The organism is Pseudomonas sp. MDV22-iso1, assembly GCF_058145095.1.
Window position 1 is genome coordinate 23,429 of sequence record NZ_JBYVMF010000032.1, and the last position, 16,649, is coordinate 40,077.

Consider the following 16,649-nt stretch of genomic DNA (forward strand, 5'->3'; position numbering starts at 1 on the left):
ATTCAAGGAAACAATGATGCAGATCGAAAACAAGGCTTTTCTCGTCACCGGCGGCGCCTCCGGACTGGGTGCGGCCACCGCTGAGATGCTGGTTGCGGCCGGCGCCAAAGTGATGCTGGTGGACATGAACGCCGAGGCTGTTGCAGCTCAGGCTCAACGACTGGGCGCGCAAAGCGTCGTCGCGGACATCAGCAACGAAGCCGCCGCCGAAGCTGCCGTGCAGGCGACCGTCAAGGCCTTTGGTGGCCTGAACGGTCTGGTTAACTGCGCCGGCATCGTGCGAGGCGAGAAAATCCTCGGCAAAACCGGCCCTCACGCGTTGGCCAGTTTCAGCCAGGTCATCAATGTGAACCTGATCGGCAGCTTCAACATGCTGCGTCTGGCGGCAGCTGCGATTGCCGAAACCGAGGCCAATGAAGACGGCGAGCGCGGGGTAATCATCAATACCGCCTCCGCTGCTGCTTACGACGGCCAGATCGGTCAGGCGGCGTACGCCGCGTCCAAAGGCGCCATCGTCAGTCTGACGTTGCCTGCGGCCCGCGAGCTGGCGCGTTTCGGCATTCGCGTGATGACCATCGCCCCCGGCATTTTCGAAACGCCGATGATGGCCGGTATGACCCCGGAAGTCCGGGCTTCTCTGGCGGCTGGCGTGCCCTTTCCGCCACGTTTGGGCAAACCGGACGAGTATGCTGCGCTGGTCAGGCATATCATTGAAAACAGCATGCTCAATGGCGAGGTGATCCGTCTCGACGGTGCCTTGCGCATGGCCGCCAAGTAAGGAGAATTTGTCATGACACTTGCCAACGATCCGATTGTTATTGTCAGCGCCGTTCGCACCCCGATGGGTGCTTTCCAGGGCGAACTGAAAAGCATGACGGCGCCGCAACTGGGTGCTGCTGCCATTCGCGCTGCCGTAGAGCGCGCGGGTATCAAGCCTGAATCCGTCGAAGAAGTGCTGTTCGGCTGCGTACTGTCCGCAGGCCTGGGCCAGGCACCTGCACGCCAGGCTGCGCTGGGCGCCGGGCTGGATAAGTCGACCCGCTGCACCACGCTGAACAAAATGTGTGGTTCGGGCATGGAAGCGACGATGCTGGCCCATGACATGCTCGTCGCCGGCAGCGTCGACGTGGTGGTCGCCGGTGGCATGGAAAGCATGTCCAACGCGCCGTACCTGCTGGACCGCGCACGTGCCGGCTACCGCATGGGCCACGGTCGTGTGCTCGATCATATGTTCCTTGACGGCCTCGAAGACGCCTATGACAAAGGCCGCTTGATGGGCACCTTCGCCGAGGATTGCGCCGAATCCAATGGTTTCACCCGTGAAGTCCAGGACGAATTCGCCATTGCCTCGACAACCCGCGCACAGCAGGCCATCAAGGATGGCACCTTCAAGGACGAGATCGTGCCGCTGACGGTGACCATCGGCAAAGAGCAGGTGCTGATCAGCAACGACGAACAACCCCCGAAAGCCAAACTGGACAAGGTCGCTTCGTTGAAGCCGGCATTCCGCGAAGGCGGGACCGTGACGGCGGCGAACTCCAGCTCGATTTCCGACGGTGCCGCAGCGCTCGTGCTGATGCGCCGTTCCGATGCCGAGAAACAAGGCTTGAAGCCTCTGGCAGTGATTCATGGTCACGCCGCGTTCGCCGACGCTCCGGGACTGTTTCCGGTGGCACCGGTGGGTGCGATCAAAAAGCTGATGAAGAAAACCGGCTGGTCCCTGGATGAAGTCGACCTTGTTGAGGTCAACGAGGCGTTCGCGGTGGTGAGTCTGGTGACCATGGCCCAACTGGAGATCCCTCACGAGAAGGTCAATGTGCACGGAGGCGCGTGTGCCTTGGGGCATCCGATTGGTGCGTCTGGCGCGCGGATCCTCGTGACCTTGCTCTCCGCCTTGCGCCAGAAGGGCCTGAAACGCGGTGTTGCAGCCATCTGCATCGGCGGCGGCGAGGCAACGGCTATTGCAGTTGAGTGCCTGTACTAAGGCTTGCTGATCACTCTGCGCGGTTTCTGTAGGCGCTGCTGCAAGCTGCGAACGTTTGATGTGGTGATGATGATTGCCAAAGATCAAGATCAAAAGATCGCAGGCTGCGCCAGCTCCTACAGGGGCGATTGCATTTTTAAGGATTCCGCATGATTCCCAATGACGAACAAACACAGATCAGCGACGCGGCCCGGCAGTTTGCCCAGGAGCGGCTGAAGCCGTTCTCCGCGGAGTGGGATCGCTTGCATCGCTTCCCGACGGAGGCCATCGGCGAGATGTCCGAGCTGGGCTTTTTCGGCATGTTGGTCCCGGAACAATGGGGCGGTTGTGACACCGGTTACCTGGCTTACGCCATGGCGCTGGAAGAAATTGCCGCCGGTGATGGCGCGTGCTCGACCATCATGAGCGTGCACAACTCGGTGGGTTGCGTGCCGATCCTCAATTACGGCACCGATGACCAGAAAGAGCGTTTCCTCAAGCCGCTGGCCAGCGGCGCAATGCTCGGTGCCTTTGCCCTGACCGAGCCCCAGGCCGGTTCCGACGCCAGCGGCCTGAAAACCCGCGCACGCCTGGAAGGTGACCACTACGTGCTCAACGGCTGCAAACAGTTCATCACGTCCGGGCAGAACGCCGGTGTGGTGATCGTGTTCGCCGTCACCGATCCGAGTGCCGGTAAGCGCGGCATCACGGCGCTGATCGTGCCGACCGACTCGCCGGGTTACAAAGTCGCACGCGTGGAAGACAAGCTCGGCCAGCATGCCTCCGATACCTGCCAGATTCTGTTCGAAGACGTGAAAGTGCCCGTGGCCAATCGGTTGGGCGAGGAGGGTGAGGGCTATCGAATTGCCCTCGCCAACCTTGAGGGCGGTCGTGTAGGCATCGCTTCGCAATCGGTGGGCATGGCCCGCGCTGCGTTTGAAGCGGCCCGCGACTATGCACGCGAGCGTGAAAGCTTTGGCAAGCCAATCATCGAACATCAGGCGGTAGCGTTCCGTCTCGCGGACATGGCGACGCAGATTGCCGTGGCCCGGCAGATGGTCCATTACGCCGCCGCGTTGCGCGATAGTGGCAAGCCTGCGTTGGTCGAAGCCTCAATGGCCAAGTTGTTCGCTTCGGAGATGGCCGAAAAAGTCTGTTCCGCGGCGTTGCAAACCCTGGGTGGCTACGGTTACCTGAACGACTTCCCGGTGGAGCGGATCTACCGTGACGTGCGGGTTTGCCAGATCTACGAAGGCACCAGCGATATTCAGCGCATGGTCATCTCGCGCAGTCTTTAACAAGGAACCCTACGGGGATTCGGCGTAAACAATACTTAGGAGTCCTGTATGAGTTACGAAACGATTTTGCTGGAAATCCACGGTCGAGTGGGCCTGATTACCCTTAACCGTCCACAATCGCTAAACGCGTTGAACGCGCAGATTGTCAGCGAGCTCAACCACGCTCTCGATGGCCTGGAAGCAGATTCGAACATCGGCTGCATCGTGCTGACCGGCTCGAAAAAAGCCTTTGCTGCCGGCGCCGACATCAAGGAAATGGCGGAGCTGACGTACCCGCAGATCTACCTTGATGACCTGTTCAGCGACAGTGATCGCGTGGCCAATCGCCGCAAGCCGATCATCGCTGCGGTTAACGGTTTTGCGCTGGGCGGCGGTTGTGAGCTGGCGCTGATGTGCGATTTCATCCTGGCCGGCGACAACGCTCGATTCGGCCAGCCGGAAATCAACCTTGGCGTGCTGCCAGGCATGGGCGGCACTCAGCGCCTGACCCGCGCCGTGGGCAAGGCCAAGGCCATGGAAATGTGCCTGAGCGGGCGGTTGATTGATGCAGTTGAAGCGGAACGCTGCGGGATCGTGGCGCGGATCGTGCCGGCTGATGAGCTGCTGGAAGAGGCGTTGAAGGTTGCCGAGAAGATCGCCCAGAAGTCGTTGCCGATTGCGATGATGGTCAAGGAAAGCGTCAACCGTGCGTTTGAAGTGAGCCTGTCCGAAGGTGTGCGCTTTGAGCGCCGAGTGTTCCATGCGGCGTTTGCGACGCAGGATCAGAAGGAAGGGATGGCGGCATTTATTGCCAAGCGTGACGCGCAGTTCCAAGGGAAGTGATGTAGCGTTTGCAACGACGTCATCGCGAGCAAGCTATGCCCCCACAGGGTTTCTCATCAGCACTGGAGATCTACTGTGAGAGCAAAGCTTGCTCGCGATGCTTTTAAGGGGTCAAACCAGGTAATGCTTGAGTTCTCGAGCAATCACCATCCGCTGTATCTCGCTCGACCCTTCATAAATTTGCGTGATCCGCGCATCCCGGTAGTAACGCTCCACCGGGTAATCCTCCAGATACCCATACCCGCCATGAATCTGCATCGCTGACGAGCAGACCTTTTCGGCCATTTCCGACGCAAACAGCTTGGCTTGTGAAGCCTCCGACAGACACGGCTTGCCGGCACTGCGCAGGCGTGCGGCATGCAGGATCAGCAAGCGCGCGGCGTTCAGGCGGGTATGCATGTCGGCCAGCAGGTTGGCAATGCTCTGGTGCTCAATGATCGGCTTGTCAAACTGCACGCGATCACGCGAGTAGGCCAATGCCGCTTCAAACGCCGCCCGTGCAATGCCCAGGGCCTGCGCCGCGATGCCAATGCGTCCGCCTTCGAGGTTGGACAGGGCAATCGCCAGCCCTTTACCACGTTCACCCAGCAGGTTGGCTTCGGGAATCGTGCAATTGCTCAAGGTCACCGCGCAGGTATCGGACGCACGAATGCCCATCTTGTGTTCGGTGCGATCGACGATGAAGCCAGCGGTGTCGGTGGGTACCAGGAACGCCGATATGCCGCGTTTGCCCAAGTCCGGGTCGGTGACCGCAAACACGATCGCCAGCTTGGCGCGTTTGCCGTTGCTGACAAATTGCTTGGCGCCATTGATGACCCACTGGCCATCGCGCAGTTCGGCGCGGGTGCGCAGGTTGTGGGCTTCGGAACCGGCCTGGGGTTCCGTCAGGCAGAAACAGCCGATGGCCTGACCGCTGGCGAGGTCCGGTAACCAGGTTTTTTTCTGCTCTTCGGTGCCGTAGTTCAGGACCGGCCCGCAACCTACGGAGTTGTGGATGCTCATCAATGCACCCGTGGCGCCGTCACCGGCGGAAATTTCCTCCACTGCCAGGGCATAGGCAACGTAGTCCACGTAAGTGCCGCCCCATTCTTCGGGCACCACCATGCCCAGCAGGCCCAGCTCACCCATCTTCGCCACCAGACCGTCATCGATCCAGCCGGCCTTTTCCCAGGCTTGTGCATGGGGCGCGATTTCGCCGCGGGCAAAATCCCGGGCCATGTCGCGGATCATTACTTGTTCTTCGCTCAATTCGATATCGTGCATGACTCAGCTCCCGCTCTGGTCGAAGCCTGTGAAGAAACTCGCGATATGCTCGGCGTCCAGCGCCTGCAAGGTCGGCGGATTCCAGCGTGGCATTTTGTCTTTGTCGATCAGCAACGCGCGTACGCCTTCGATCAGGTCACCGCGCTCGAACCACTGACGGTCCAGATGCAACTCAAGGGCAAAGCAGTCTTCCAGGCTCTGGTGCCGACCGCGTCGCAGCATCTCCAGCGTGACGCCCATTGCCAATGGCGAGCGGCTTTCCAGCAGATCTGCAGTGGCGAGTGCCCATTCATGACTGTCCGCAACCGTTACTTCACGCAGTTGCTCCACCATACTCGGCACATCGGGCAGGGCGAAGAAGTGGTCGATGGCCGGGCGCAACGTCGCCAGAGGCGCATCGGACAGCTGTTGTATCGCAAGTTGGGCGAGGACGCCCTGCAGGTCCTTGAGCGGCGAGTCTTGCCAATCCAGTTGATCGAGTTTTTCGTCGAGCAATTCCAGTTTGGCGCTTTCCAGGTACCAGTCCGCCAGCCCGCAGTAGAGCGCGTCGGCCGCGCGAATCTGCACGCCACTGACCCCTAGATAGATTCCCAGTTCACCGGGAATGCGCGGCAGGAAATAGCTGCCGCCTACGTCCGGGAAATAACCGATGCCCACTTCCGGCATTGCCAGGCGGCTTTTCTCGGTGACGACGCGTAAATCGGCGCCTTGTACCAGACCCATGCCGCCACCCAGGACAAAACCGTCCATCAAGGCCAGGATCGGTTTACGGTAGTGGTGGATCGCGAGATCGAGGGCATATTCCTCGACGAAGAAATCCTGATGCAGCGTGCCGCCGCTTTTGAAACTGTCGTACAGCGAGCGGATGTCGCCACCGGCACAGAAAGCCTTCTCGCCAGCACCGCGCAGCACCACGGCGTGCACGTTCTCATCGATCGCCCAGGCGTCGAGCTGGCGCTGAAGGTTGCGGACCATGTCGAGGGTCAAGGCGTTAAGCCCGGCGGGGCGATTGAGGGTCAGGTGACCGATGTGGTTGCGGACCTCGGCCAGCACCTCGTTTTGCGTGGCATCCATCGACTGAGTCGCTGGAGAAGAAACCTGAGCAGTCATCACTAACTCCCTGCTTTTATTGTTCTTTATCAAGAAGCTCGCACGCGAGCGATCCCGGATCGTACCAGTGCAAATTTGTGATGTACAACCGGGATATGTGCAGGCTCTGTTTGCATATTTACCTTAGGACGCAATGAGAAGATCGCAGCCTCCGGCAGCTCCTACTGTGGATCGCGTACACCTGTAGGAGCTGCCGAAGGCTGCGATCTTTTGATCGTCAATCCTGCCGAGAAAAAACGTCTCCAATACTGCGGCGCCTGGCGTGCAGTTCACTGGCATGGACTAGTTGCTCAAGGTCTTCGGGGGTGACGTCATAGAAGGCTTCCATGTCGGCCAGGGCCAGTTTCAGGTCCTCGGCGGTGATGGCCTGACTGTCGACGGGCAGGTGATCGGCCGGCAGCACGACGACCGGTTCTGCGGCCCGTTTGGGGTATCGAATCCGCGTCAGGTTGTTATAGGCCAATGCCCACAACAGCAGAATGGAGGCACCGAGCATTACCGGCGCCAGTGCTTTCCAATCCAGGGCAATGGTCGCCGGATCGGCCAGTACCAGTATCAGCGCCAAGGCACCGGCCGGTGGGTGCAAGCAACGCAGCCAGCACATCAGAATCAGTGCCAGACCGGCCGCCAGGCAAGCACTGGTCAGCGTCCGGCCCATAACGTGGGCCACCAGCAGGGCAACCACGGCTGCACTCAGGTAGCCGCCCAGAATTGACCATGGTTGCGCGAGGGCGCCGGAGGACACGGCGAACAATAGCACCGCCGACGCACCCAGCGGGCCGATCAGGTGTTGCGCCACTTCTATACCGAACACCTGGCTACACAACCAGACGCTAAACAATGTGCCTGATGCCATGCCAATCGCGGCTCGGCTCCATTCGGTAGGGCGGGTATTGATGGCGGCGGGTAACCAGCGAGCAAGCATCAGGCAAAAGGTCCGTTCAAAATCAGGGCAAAAAAAAGGCTCGGCTGGGAGACCCAGAAAGCCCTTGAAGGTGTTCCAACTGTTGGGGGAGGAACGCGCACAGTGTGCCGCGTCCGATGATCGCTGACAAATTCATATTAATGCTGTTTCAATGCATTTTATTTGATGTTATAGGGTGCGAAAAATCCTTTGGCCCATTGTGTGAGCTGCCGCAGATTGCGGTCTCCTGATCTTCATGAAGATCGCTGCCTGCGGCAGTTCCTACAGAGAGCGCAGGTTGTTCAAATTGCTCTAAAGTATGAACAAGTTGTTTAATGAACTGATTTCTCTTAGGGCCGTTTCGTTTGATTGACTTACCCGCTACCGATTCCAATTTTTCAAAACCCAATCCTCTGACCCTGTACCTGGCTCGATTGGCCCCCTCCAGCCAATTGACCATGCGCTACGTTCTGCAGGACGCGGCCGACCGCCTGGGCTTCGAGGACGTGAACATCGAGGAGATTCCCTGGCATCAGTTGCAGCCGGAGAATGTCGTTGCGCTCGTCGCCGCCCTGCGCGAGGACGGCTATGCGCCGAATACCTCTTCGCTGTACGTCAACGCCGTACGGGGCGTGATGAACGAAGCGTGGCGCATGAGCCTTATCAGTCAGGACCACTTGCTGAAGATGCGCTCGGTAAAGGGTATGGCCGGGACGCGACTTTCCCAGGGCCGTAACCTCAGGCGTTCGCTGATTCAGGAATTGATGGCCGTGTGCGCGGCTGATCCACGTCCCCAAGGTCTTCGGGATGCGGCAATCATCGCGATTCTGTATGGGTCCGGGATGCGCAAGTCGGAGTCAGTCAATCTGGACCTTGGCCAGGTTGATTTCAACGAGCGCAGCCTGCGGGTCACCGGCAAAGGCAACAAGCAATTGATCAAGTATGCGCCGGCCTGGGCGTTCGCCAAACTCGATGCCTGGCTTGAACTGCGTCGTTCGCACCTCAAGGAAGGTGAAGAGGACGACCCATTCCTGTTCAACCGCATTCGCCGTGGCAGCCATATCACCCGCGAGCGCATTACCAAACATGCGATCTATTACATTGCCCGGCAGCGGGGCGCTCAGGTCGGGGTTAACATCATGCCCCATGACTTTCGGCGCTCGTTCATCACCCGGGTCATCGAAGAGCATGACCTGTCGATTGCGCAGAAACTGGCGCATCACAGCAACATTCAGACCACTGCGAACTATGACGTGCGCGATGACAATGAGCGTCGGCGCGCGGTGGACCGTTTTGATCTGTGACGGGCAGGTCATTTGATCGATAGCGCTCAGGGTCGGCAGGACCAGTGCACTCCACAGGGGATCTGTGCTCGACGCGGATTTTGTGTTGCCCGCTGATCAAAGGTAGGAGCGAGCCTGCTCGCGATAGCGGTGTGTCAGGCAGCATTGATTTCGTTTGATACTCCGCCATCGCCGGCAAGCCAGCTCCCACAGGGGGTGTGAGTTTGCCGCAGATTTTGTGTTGCCCGCTGATCAAAGGTAGGAGCGAGCCTGCTCGCGATAGCAATGTGTCAGGCAGCGTTGATTTCGGCTGACCCGACGCCACCGCGAGCAAGCTTTGCTCCTACGACGCGGGGCATCCTCTTTGTGTGCCATTGGCTGCCTGGCTGATCAGCGCGGCCAGGCGTTTGATGTTGTTTTGCTGGGCCGCCACCAGGTCATCAATCGTCGGTCCGGACGGTGTCTGCAGGGAACTACGGCACGTCACCATCGAGTTTTCGCTTTGACCCAGCTCGCGCAGTCGCCACTTGACGTCGATCAACCCGTATTGCCCCGGAATCGAGTCAAATCGTTGTATATCCAGGCGCACCGACATCTTGCGTTGCGGATTGCTGTTGACCATCTGATCGACCAGTGCGCTGCGCAACTCGTCTGCCAGACTTGCCCCCCACCAGTCGGTCTCGAGAATCGCCATGCCGGTGTTGCCCTGGCGTACAACGATCTGCGGACGATCGACCTGTGGCGGGACACTCAGGCTCTCAATCCTGATGTCCGCGTTGGTCCTTGAATTCACGTTCGGCTGGGCCGGCGTCAAGGTATGGAATTGAATAGGGTCGCTGCGACAGGCGGCGAGCAACGCCAATGCGGCGATCAACGTCATCTTCAGCGGAAAAGCCATGGGTGATGCTCCTGTGGTCATTTGCTCGGCGGCCCTTGCAGATCAATAGGTGCGGCATTTTCCGGGCGGCCGCGGATCAGCGATTCCGGATGCCGTCCCAGGTAGTCCGCAAGGTCGCGCAAGGAGCGCGATGTGCGGCCGAGATCGTCCAGGGTCTCGGACAGTTTTTCCCGTTGCGGTGAGTCTTCAGCCAGGGTCGAGTTGGCTGATTGCAGGGTCTTGCTGACATCCGCGAGGGTGTTCTGCACGCCAGGCAACGTCTTGGCATTAAATTGCGTCAGGCCTTTGCGCAGCTCGACGAGGTTGCTGTCCAGGTTGTTGGCGATGCGCTCGATAGGCAGTTTGTTGATCTTGTCGACCATGGCCTCCAGTTTGCCCTGCAACTCTTCGAGACTGCCCGGCACGGTCGGAATGCTGACAGGGCGGGCCGTCGCGTCGAAGGCGACTTTTTCAGCTTTGGGGTAGAAATCCAGTGCGATGTACAGTTGCCCCGTCAACAGGTTGCCGCTACGCGCCTGGGCGCGCAGACCGTTTTCGACAAACGTGCCCATCAACCGAATGCTGCCGGCCTCGTCGTTGGGATCATGATTCAACGCCTTGATCATTTTGGTGTGCGCCGTGCCGAGTCGCTGCGGGTAGATCACAATGCCGACATTGACCGGAAAGCTGCGTTTTTTTGCGTCGTAATCGAGGTTGATCGAGACGACCCGACCAAACTCCATGCCGAGGAATTCCACGGGTGCACCGACTTTCAGCCCGCGCAACGCCTGGTCGAAGCGCAGTGTCAGGTACTGCGCCTTGCCATTGGGAGGGGCGAGGGCGGTTTGCTGATCTTCAAACAGGTCATAGGCATACTCCTCCGGGGCCGGTTTATCGTCGGGGCTGTATTGCGGCGCACGAAAGGCAATGCCGCCAACCAGCATCGAGGACAACGATTCGGTTTTCAACGCAAAACCGTTGGCGCCCACACTCACGTCGATGCCACTGGCGTTCCAGAAGCGGGTGTCTTGCGTGACATAAGCGTCATTGGGCGAGTGAATGAACACTTCGATATTCACGCCCTTGCCATCGGCATCCAGGGCATAAGCCACCACCTGACCGACCTGTATCTTGCGGTAGTAAATCGGGGAACCGATGTCCAGCGACCCCAGGTCGGCGGAGTGCAGGGTGAAGCGCTTGCCCGGCTCACCGTAGGTAATCGGCGGCGGGTTCTCAAGCCCCTGGAAATTCTTAGCGCGGCCGTTGGCCTGGCCGATGTCGGCACCGATGTAATCACCGGACAGCAGGGTGTCGATACCCGATACGCCGCCAGCGCCGATACGTGGACGCACGACCCAGTACTGCGAGTCCTCACGGGTAAAGCTTTCAGCCTGCTTGGCCAGTTTGATCGTGGCGTTGACGCTCTTCTGGTCATCGCTTAATTCGACGTCCGAAACATGCCCGATGACCACGTTGCGGTATTTGACTTCGGTCTTGTTGGCGACCAGGCCGCTGCCGGTCTTGAAGTTGATGGTGATCGTGGGCCCTTCCTGCATGAGGCTGTGAACCACCAGTGAAATGCCCACCAACACGGCAACGATGGGCACGATCCATACCAGTGAAACACTGAAACGACGCGTCTTTATCGGGGCCTGGCCAGGGGGCTGGGCCCCATCAGTGACTTGCGACTTCATCCATGACCTCCTCGTTAATGTTCTTTTCGGTCCAAATCAGCCGCGGATCGAAACTCATTGCCGACAGCATGGTGAAGATCACCACCAGCCCGAAAAACAGAATGCCCGGGCGCGGCTCGATATCGGCCAATGCTTGAAACTTCACCAGCGCGGCCACCAAGGCGACCACGATCACGTCGAGCATCGACCAGTAACCGATGACTTCGACAAAACGGTACAACTGCGAACGCTCTTTGCGTGCCCACTGGCTGTCACGCTGAACCGTCACCAGCAGCAGCGTCAGGGCGACAAACTTGATGCCTGGCACCGCGATGCTGGCGATGAAAATAATCAGGGCGATGTCCCAGGCACCGGCCTCCCAGAACTCGATGACGCCGGTCATGATCGTACTGTCGGCGCCGTTGCCGACCATCTTGGTGTTCATCACCGGCAGCAGATTGGCCGGTACGTAAAACGCCAGCGCGGTGAACATGTAGGCCCAGGTACGTGTCAGTGAGTTCGGTTTATACCGATGCAACGGCGCGCCGCAGCGTTCGCATTCATCCGGCTCGTGGGTCATGTCACAGGCCAGTCCGCAGGTGTGACACAGGCACAGGTTGAGTTCGCTCGCCACTGGAGGTCGGTTCATAAGGTATCCCACAGATCACGGACGTCGCGCCCGGCGATGCGGATCATCATCAAACTCAGCACGGCCAGCGCAAACAGGCCGATGCCGGGCAATACGTCGAGCAGTCCCGCGAGTTTGATCACGGCGACCATGGCGCCCAGCAGGCAGACTTCGAGCATGCTCCAGGGCCTGAGGGTTTCCAGCCAGCGCATGCAGAATTTGAAACCGGGCGCTCGCTGGTGGGCCAGGCCGAAACTCAGCACCCAGATCAACAGCAACAGCTGGAAAATCGGCGCGATGATCATGGCGATCGCCGCCACCATCGCGATAAAGGTGATCGGTCCCTGGCTGAGCGCCAGGACTGAATCCCAAAGCGTCGCGCTGTTTTTCAGGCCCTTGAGGCTGATGCTCATCACCGGATAGAAGTTGGTAAAGATCCACACCACCAGCGCGGTCAGGCTCAATGCCAGGCGCTGTTCGATCGTCAGGCCGTTATAACGCTGAAGCACCCCGCCGCAGCGTGTGCACAGGGTTTTCTGGTGCTTGGCGAGCGTCACTTTTTCATACACGCAGTCACAATGCTCGCAGATGATCAAATGGTCAGTGGTGGCCATGGGTCGCGCTCAATAGGAGGCAGGAAAGGCAGAGCACCTCATCAATATAGAAGTGAGTGGCGATTGAGCAAATCGAAAGGTGAGTAAAAGGCAGGAACGCAAGCGTATTGGTAACGAATTTCCCCCTGTAGGAGCTGTCGAGTGAAACGAGGCTGCGATCTTTTGATCTTGTTTTTAAAGTGCAAGATCAAAAGATCGCAGCCTCGTTTCACTCGGCAGCTCCTACACAGCTCCTACGGGAAGGGTGGTGTTTCAGACACAGCGGCTCAGCCCAACACCTCTCGCAAGCGATACCAGAGCATCCCCATCGCCAGCAATGGCGAGCGCAGCAGCGGGCCTCCGGGGAAGGTCATGTGCGGCACGGCGCTGAACACATCAAAGCCCTGGCTATGCCCGGCATGAATCGCTTCGCCCAACAGCCTGGCGCACCAGTGGGTCACGTTCAGGCCATGGCCGGAGTAACCCTGGGCGTAGAACACGTTCGGGTGCTGGCTCAAGCGGCCGACCTGCGGGAAGCGATTGGCCGAGATGCCGATCTTGCCGCCCCATTGATAATCAATGCGCACATCCGCCAGTTGCGGGAACACCTTGAGCATGTGCGGACGCATGTAGGCGGTGATGTCTGCCGGGTCCCGTCCGGAGTAATGACAGGCGCCGCCGAACAGCAAACGCCGATCCGCCGAAAGCCGGTAGTAATCCAGCCCCACCTTTTGATCGCACAACGCAAGGTTGTGCGGGATCAATTGCGCAGCCACTTCAGGCGCCAACGGCTCGGTGGCGATGATGTAGCTGCCGGCCGGTAGCACCTTACCGCTGAGTTTGGGTTCGAGTTCGTCCAGATACGCATTGCACGCGAGCACCAACTGGCCGGCGCGGACTGTGCCGCCGGCGCAGCGAACCTGCACCGTGTCGCCATGGATCAGCTCCAGCACCGGGCTCTGCTCGAAGATCTGCACACCGAGGGCGTGAGCCACCCGTGCTTCACCCAGGATCAGGTTGAGCGGGTGCAGATGCCCCGAGCCCATGTCGACCAGACCACCGGCATATACCCCGGCATTCACCACTTGCTCGCGAATCTGTTCAGGCCCGACGAGGCGGGTCTCATGGGCATAACCGGATTGCGCGAGTGCCTGCTGCTCGACGTTGAACGCCGCAAATTGCGCCGGGGTATTGGCCAGTTCGCAAAAGCCCCAGCGCAGGTCGCAATCGATCGCGTGTTCGCGGATCCGAGCGCCGACCAGTTCCACCGATTCCGTGCCGGCACGCTCCAGATAGCGCACACCTTCCTGCCCGACGTAGCGGGCGAACCCACTGACGTCATGCCCGATACCGCGAATCAGTTGCCCGCCGTTGCGCCCACTGGCGCCCCAGCCGATTCGATGCGCCTCCAGAAGGATCACCGAGAGCCCGCGTTGCGCGAGTTCAATGGCGGTGTTGACCCCAGTGAAGCCGCCGCCGATCACACAGACATCAGCCACCAGGTCCGTTGCCAGGGTCGGGTAGGGCGCCATGCCCTTGGCTGTGGCAGCGTAATAAGAATGCGCGTGTTCCTGGGTGTACTGATTCATTTGTTGGACTTCACTTTGCTCCAGGAGCGGGTCATCAGTCGCATGATCGACTGGGGCGGGGTGGTCGAGATGTAAAGTTTATCGAGCACTTCCTGAGGCGGGTACACCTCTGGATTGTTCACCAGTTCCGGGTCCATGTACTGCTTGGCGGCCGGGTTGGGGTTGGCGTAACCGACCGACGCACTGACCTTGGCAATCACTTGTGGGTCGAGCAGGTAGTTGATGAAGGCATGGGCTTCTTTCGGGTTGCTGGCGTCGGCCGGAATCGCCAACAGGTCGAACCACAGGTTGCTGCCTTCCTTGGGAATGGCATACGCGATGTTCACGCCGTTCTTCGCTTCCTTGGCACGGTTCGCGGCCTGGAACACGTCACCCGAGTAACCGAACGCTACGCAGATGTCGCCGTTGGCCAGGTCCGATACGTACTTGGAGGAGTGGAAGTAGGTGATGTACGGCCGGATGCTGAGTAATTTGGCTTCGGCTTTTTTGAAGTCCTCGGGGTTCTCGCTGCGCGGGTCCATGCCCATGTAATTGAGGACGGCCGGGAACACTTCGTCCGCCGAGTCCATCATCGATACGCCGCACTGGCTGAGTTTTTTCAGGTTTTCCGGTTCGAACAACACCGCCCAGGAATCGATGTGATCGACGCCCAGCACTTGCTTGACCTTGTCGACGTTGTAGCCGATGCCGTTGGTGCCCCACAGGTACGGGACCGAATGCTCGTTGTTCGGGTCGTTCTTCTCCAGCAGCGCCAGGAGTTTGGGGTCGAGGTTCTTGAAGTTCGGCAGCTGTGAGCGATCCAGTTTAAGGAACGCGCCAGCCTTTACCTGGCGAGCCAGAAAGTGGTTGGACGGGACAACCACGTCGTAACCGGTGCGGCCGGCGAGCAACTTGCCTTCCAGTGTTTCATTGGAATCGAACACGTCGTAGATGACTTTGATCCCGGTTTTTGCCTGGAAGTCGGCGAGGGTGGTTTCGCCAATGTAATCGGTCCAGTTGTAGACACTGACGGTGGGCTGAGCCTGGGCAATAGCGCTGAAGAGCAAAGCCAGTGTGGCCGGAACCACGGATTTCAATAGACGCATTCGACACCTCTTGGATTTATTGGATTTTTTCAGGTGGTTCTCTGGTGTTTGGGTGGCCGCTATCGCCAGCAGGCTAGCTCCTACATTTGGAATGCATTCCCCTGTGGGAGCTAGCCTGCTGGCGATAGCGGTGGTACTGGCAACGAAGGACTAGACGCTGAACAACAGAAACTCCCGCTCCCACGAGCTGATCACGCGTTTGAAGTTCTCGTGTTCTGCACGCTTGACCGCGACATAGCCGCGAACGAATTTGCTGCCCAGCACCTTCTCGATGGTTTCGCATTCTTCCATCTGCGTCAGAGCGTCCTCGATGGTGATCGGCAGGCGCAGGTTGCGCCGCTCATAGGCCCGACCTTCGACCGCTGCGCTCGGCTCGACGCGCTCAACCATGCCGAGGTAGCCGCACAACAGGCTGGCCGCAATGGCCAGGTAAGGGTTGGCGTCAGCGCCTGGCAGACGGTTTTCCACGCGCATCGATTCAGGGCTCGAGGTCGGCACACGCAAGCCGACGGTGCGGTTTTCTTCGCCCCATTCGACGTTCACCGGTGCCGAGGTGTCCGGCAGGAAGCGGCGGAAGGAGTTCACGTTGGGGGCGAACATCGGCAGTACTTTTGGAATGTACTTTTGCAGGCCGCCGATATGGTGCAGGAACAGCTCGCTCATCGTCCCGTCAGCGTTGACGAAAATCGGCTGACCGGTGGCGATGTCCACCACACTCTGGTGGATGTGCATGGCGCTGCCCGGCTCGTCACCGATCGGCTTGGCCATGAACGTGGCTGCCACGTTGTGCTTGAGCGCAGCTTCGCGCATCGTGCGTTTGAACACGGTGATCTGATCGGCCAGGTCCAGCGCGTTGCCGTGTCGGAAGTTGATCTCCATCTGCGCCGGGCCGTCCTCGTGGATCAGCGTGTCGAGGTCCAGGCCTTGCAATTCGCACCAGTCGTAGACGTCTTCGAACAGCGGATCGAATTCGTTGGCAGCGTCGATGGAGAACGACTGGCGGCCACTTTCCGCGCGGCCCGAACGGCCCAAGGGTGCTTTGAGCGGCAGGTCCGGGTCTTCGCAACGTTGCGTGAGGTAGAACTCCATTTCCGGCGCAACAATCGGCCGCCAGCCTTTGTCGGTATACAGCTGCAGGACTTTTTTCAACACGTTGCGCGGCGAGAGTTCGATCGGGTTGCCGAACTTGTCGAAGGTGTCGTGGATCACGATGGCGGTCGGTTCGATGGCCCATGGCACCACGTAAACCGCGTCTGCATCGGGCTTGCAAACCATGTCGATGTCAGCCGGGTCAAGCAGGTCGTAGTAGATGTCGTCGTCGACGAAGTCCCCGGTTACCGTTTGCAACAGCACACTTTCCGGCAGGCGCATGCCTCGCTCATGCAGGAACTTGTTGGTGGGTGCAATTTTGCCGCGTGCAATGCCGGTCAGGTCGCTGACGACGCATTCGACTTCGGTAATCTTGTGATCTTTCAGCCACGTGAACAGCTGATCGAAGGGGACATTCATAAAGACCTCGTTATTGGTTTTATTAACGCCGGGGGTGGGTGGTTTCATCCAC

Annotated in this window: 16 protein-coding genes; 5 read left to right on the plus strand and 11 right to left on the minus strand. The window is 59.3% G+C overall.

Annotated features, from left to right (window positions below; genetic code table 11):
* Positions 1-16: 16 nt before the first annotated feature.
* The 4 genes from AC3ZVB_RS25865 (at position 17) to AC3ZVB_RS25880 (ending at position 4,083) form a co-directional block, all read left to right on the plus strand.
* Positions 17-778 carry an SDR family NAD(P)-dependent oxidoreductase gene (locus tag AC3ZVB_RS25865; RefSeq protein ID WP_162440441.1) on the plus strand — a complete coding sequence of 254 codons (762 nt, stop codon included), beginning with the start codon at positions 17-19 and terminating at the stop codon, positions 776-778.
* A 12-nt stretch (positions 779-790) separates the two neighbouring features.
* A complete protein-coding gene (locus tag AC3ZVB_RS25870; protein ID WP_490148102.1) occupies positions 791-1,984 on the plus strand; it encodes an acetyl-CoA C-acyltransferase in 1,194 nt (397 codons plus the stop codon).
* A 149-nt stretch (positions 1,985-2,133) separates the two neighbouring features.
* The gene (locus AC3ZVB_RS25875) at positions 2,134-3,261 is read left to right on the plus strand and encodes an acyl-CoA dehydrogenase (protein WP_490148103.1); all 1,128 of its coding nucleotides are present in this window, start codon (positions 2,134-2,136) and stop codon (positions 3,259-3,261) included.
* Positions 3,262-3,309: 48 nt separating this feature from the next.
* Complete coding sequence (locus tag AC3ZVB_RS25880; protein ID WP_490148104.1) at positions 3,310-4,083, plus strand: enoyl-CoA hydratase; 774 nt, start codon at positions 3,310-3,312, stop codon at positions 4,081-4,083.
* 111 nt (positions 4,084-4,194) lie between these two features.
* Here the strand turns inward: AC3ZVB_RS25880 and AC3ZVB_RS25885 are convergent, their stop codons facing one another.
* The 4 genes from AC3ZVB_RS25885 to AC3ZVB_RS25900 form a co-directional block, all read right to left on the minus strand.
* Positions 4,195-5,346 (minus strand): acyl-CoA dehydrogenase family protein, encoded by a 1,152-nt coding sequence (locus AC3ZVB_RS25885; protein WP_490148105.1) that lies wholly within the window; start codon positions 5,344-5,346, stop codon positions 4,195-4,197.
* Between the two features lie 3 nt (positions 5,347-5,349).
* A complete protein-coding gene (locus tag AC3ZVB_RS25890; RefSeq protein WP_490148106.1) occupies positions 5,350-6,456 on the minus strand; it encodes an enoyl-CoA hydratase/isomerase family protein in 1,107 nt (368 codons plus the stop codon).
* A 217-nt stretch (positions 6,457-6,673) separates the two neighbouring features.
* Complete coding sequence (locus AC3ZVB_RS25895) at positions 6,674-7,381, minus strand: HPP family protein (protein ID WP_490148107.1); 708 nt, start codon at positions 7,379-7,381, stop codon at positions 6,674-6,676.
* Between the two features lie 148 nt (positions 7,382-7,529).
* Positions 7,530-7,820, minus strand: coding sequence for a hypothetical protein (locus AC3ZVB_RS25900; protein ID WP_490148108.1), 291 nt, complete (start codon positions 7,818-7,820; stop codon positions 7,530-7,532).
* Between AC3ZVB_RS25900 and AC3ZVB_RS25905 the strand changes: the two genes are divergently transcribed.
* Positions 7,819-8,664 (plus strand): site-specific integrase, encoded by an 846-nt coding sequence (locus tag AC3ZVB_RS25905; RefSeq protein ID WP_235992883.1) that lies wholly within the window; start codon positions 7,819-7,821, stop codon positions 8,662-8,664. The two genes, AC3ZVB_RS25900 and AC3ZVB_RS25905, sit on opposite strands and share 2 nt — an antisense overlap.
* 322 nt (positions 8,665-8,986) lie before the next feature.
* On the opposite strand, the gene AC3ZVB_RS25910 is transcribed toward AC3ZVB_RS25905, so the two are convergent.
* The 7 genes from AC3ZVB_RS25910 to AC3ZVB_RS25940 all read right to left on the minus strand — a co-directional run bounded on the left by AC3ZVB_RS25910 (position 8,987) and on the right by AC3ZVB_RS25940 (position 16,597).
* The gene (locus AC3ZVB_RS25910) at positions 8,987-9,541 is read right to left on the minus strand and encodes a PqiC family protein (RefSeq protein ID WP_490148109.1); all 555 of its coding nucleotides are present in this window, start codon (positions 9,539-9,541) and stop codon (positions 8,987-8,989) included.
* A 17-nt stretch (positions 9,542-9,558) separates the two neighbouring features.
* Entirely contained in the window at positions 9,559-11,214 is a 1,656-nt protein-coding gene (locus tag AC3ZVB_RS25915; RefSeq protein ID WP_490148110.1) for a PqiB family protein, read from the minus strand.
* Positions 11,195-11,842, minus strand: coding sequence for a paraquat-inducible protein A (locus AC3ZVB_RS25920; RefSeq protein ID WP_162440450.1), 648 nt, complete (start codon positions 11,840-11,842; stop codon positions 11,195-11,197). Before AC3ZVB_RS25920 ends, AC3ZVB_RS25915 begins: the two co-directional genes overlap by 20 nt.
* Positions 11,839-12,435, minus strand: coding sequence for a paraquat-inducible protein A (locus AC3ZVB_RS25925; RefSeq protein WP_162440451.1), 597 nt, complete (start codon positions 12,433-12,435; stop codon positions 11,839-11,841). Before AC3ZVB_RS25925 ends, AC3ZVB_RS25920 begins: the two co-directional genes overlap by 4 nt.
* 266 nt (positions 12,436-12,701) lie before the next feature.
* A complete protein-coding gene (locus tag AC3ZVB_RS25930) occupies positions 12,702-14,003 on the minus strand; it encodes an NAD(P)/FAD-dependent oxidoreductase (protein ID WP_490148111.1) in 1,302 nt (433 codons plus the stop codon).
* Positions 14,000-15,088, minus strand: a complete 1,089-nt coding sequence (locus AC3ZVB_RS25935) for a polyamine ABC transporter substrate-binding protein (protein WP_162440453.1) — start codon at positions 15,086-15,088, stop codon at positions 14,000-14,002. Before AC3ZVB_RS25935 ends, AC3ZVB_RS25930 begins: the two co-directional genes overlap by 4 nt.
* Before the next feature lie 150 nt (positions 15,089-15,238).
* A complete protein-coding gene (locus tag AC3ZVB_RS25940) occupies positions 15,239-16,597 on the minus strand; it encodes a glutamine synthetase family protein (protein WP_162440454.1) in 1,359 nt (452 codons plus the stop codon).
* Positions 16,598-16,649 lie beyond the last annotated feature (52 nt).

Bases quoted from the DNA above. Each gene is read 5' to 3' on its own strand.
- AC3ZVB_RS25865 (WP_162440441.1), top strand. From the start codon at position 17: ATGCAGATCGAAAACAAGGCTTTTCTCGTCACCGGCGGCGCCTCCGGA.
- AC3ZVB_RS25870 (WP_490148102.1), top strand. From the start codon at position 791: ATGACACTTGCCAACGATCCGATTGTTATTGTCAGCGCCGTTCGCACC.
- AC3ZVB_RS25875 (WP_490148103.1), top strand. From the start codon at position 2,134: ATGATTCCCAATGACGAACAAACACAGATCAGCGACGCGGCCCGGCAG.
- AC3ZVB_RS25880 (WP_490148104.1), top strand. From the start codon at position 3,310: ATGAGTTACGAAACGATTTTGCTGGAAATCCACGGTCGAGTGGGCCTG.
- AC3ZVB_RS25885 (WP_490148105.1), bottom strand. From the start codon at position 5,346: ATGCACGATATCGAATTGAGCGAAGAACAAGTAATGATCCGCGACATG.
- AC3ZVB_RS25890 (WP_490148106.1), bottom strand. From the start codon at position 6,456: ATGACTGCTCAGGTTTCTTCTCCAGCGACTCAGTCGATGGATGCCACG.
- AC3ZVB_RS25895 (WP_490148107.1), bottom strand. From the start codon at position 7,381: ATGCTTGCTCGCTGGTTACCCGCCGCCATCAATACCCGCCCTACCGAA.
- AC3ZVB_RS25905 (WP_235992883.1), top strand. From the start codon at position 7,819: ATGCGCTACGTTCTGCAGGACGCGGCCGACCGCCTGGGCTTCGAGGAC.
- AC3ZVB_RS25900 (WP_490148108.1), bottom strand. From the start codon at position 7,820: ATGGTCAATTGGCTGGAGGGGGCCAATCGAGCCAGGTACAGGGTCAGA.
- AC3ZVB_RS25910 (WP_490148109.1), bottom strand. From the start codon at position 9,541: ATGGCTTTTCCGCTGAAGATGACGTTGATCGCCGCATTGGCGTTGCTC.
- AC3ZVB_RS25915 (WP_490148110.1), bottom strand. From the start codon at position 11,214: ATGAAGTCGCAAGTCACTGATGGGGCCCAGCCCCCTGGCCAGGCCCCG.
- AC3ZVB_RS25920 (WP_162440450.1), bottom strand. From the start codon at position 11,842: ATGAACCGACCTCCAGTGGCGAGCGAACTCAACCTGTGCCTGTGTCAC.
- AC3ZVB_RS25925 (WP_162440451.1), bottom strand. From the start codon at position 12,435: ATGGCCACCACTGACCATTTGATCATCTGCGAGCATTGTGACTGCGTG.
- AC3ZVB_RS25930 (WP_490148111.1), bottom strand. From the start codon at position 14,003: ATGAATCAGTACACCCAGGAACACGCGCATTCTTATTACGCTGCCACA.
- AC3ZVB_RS25935 (WP_162440453.1), bottom strand. From the start codon at position 15,088: ATGCGTCTATTGAAATCCGTGGTTCCGGCCACACTGGCTTTGCTCTTC.
- AC3ZVB_RS25940 (WP_162440454.1), bottom strand. From the start codon at position 16,597: ATGAATGTCCCCTTCGATCAGCTGTTCACGTGGCTGAAAGATCACAAG.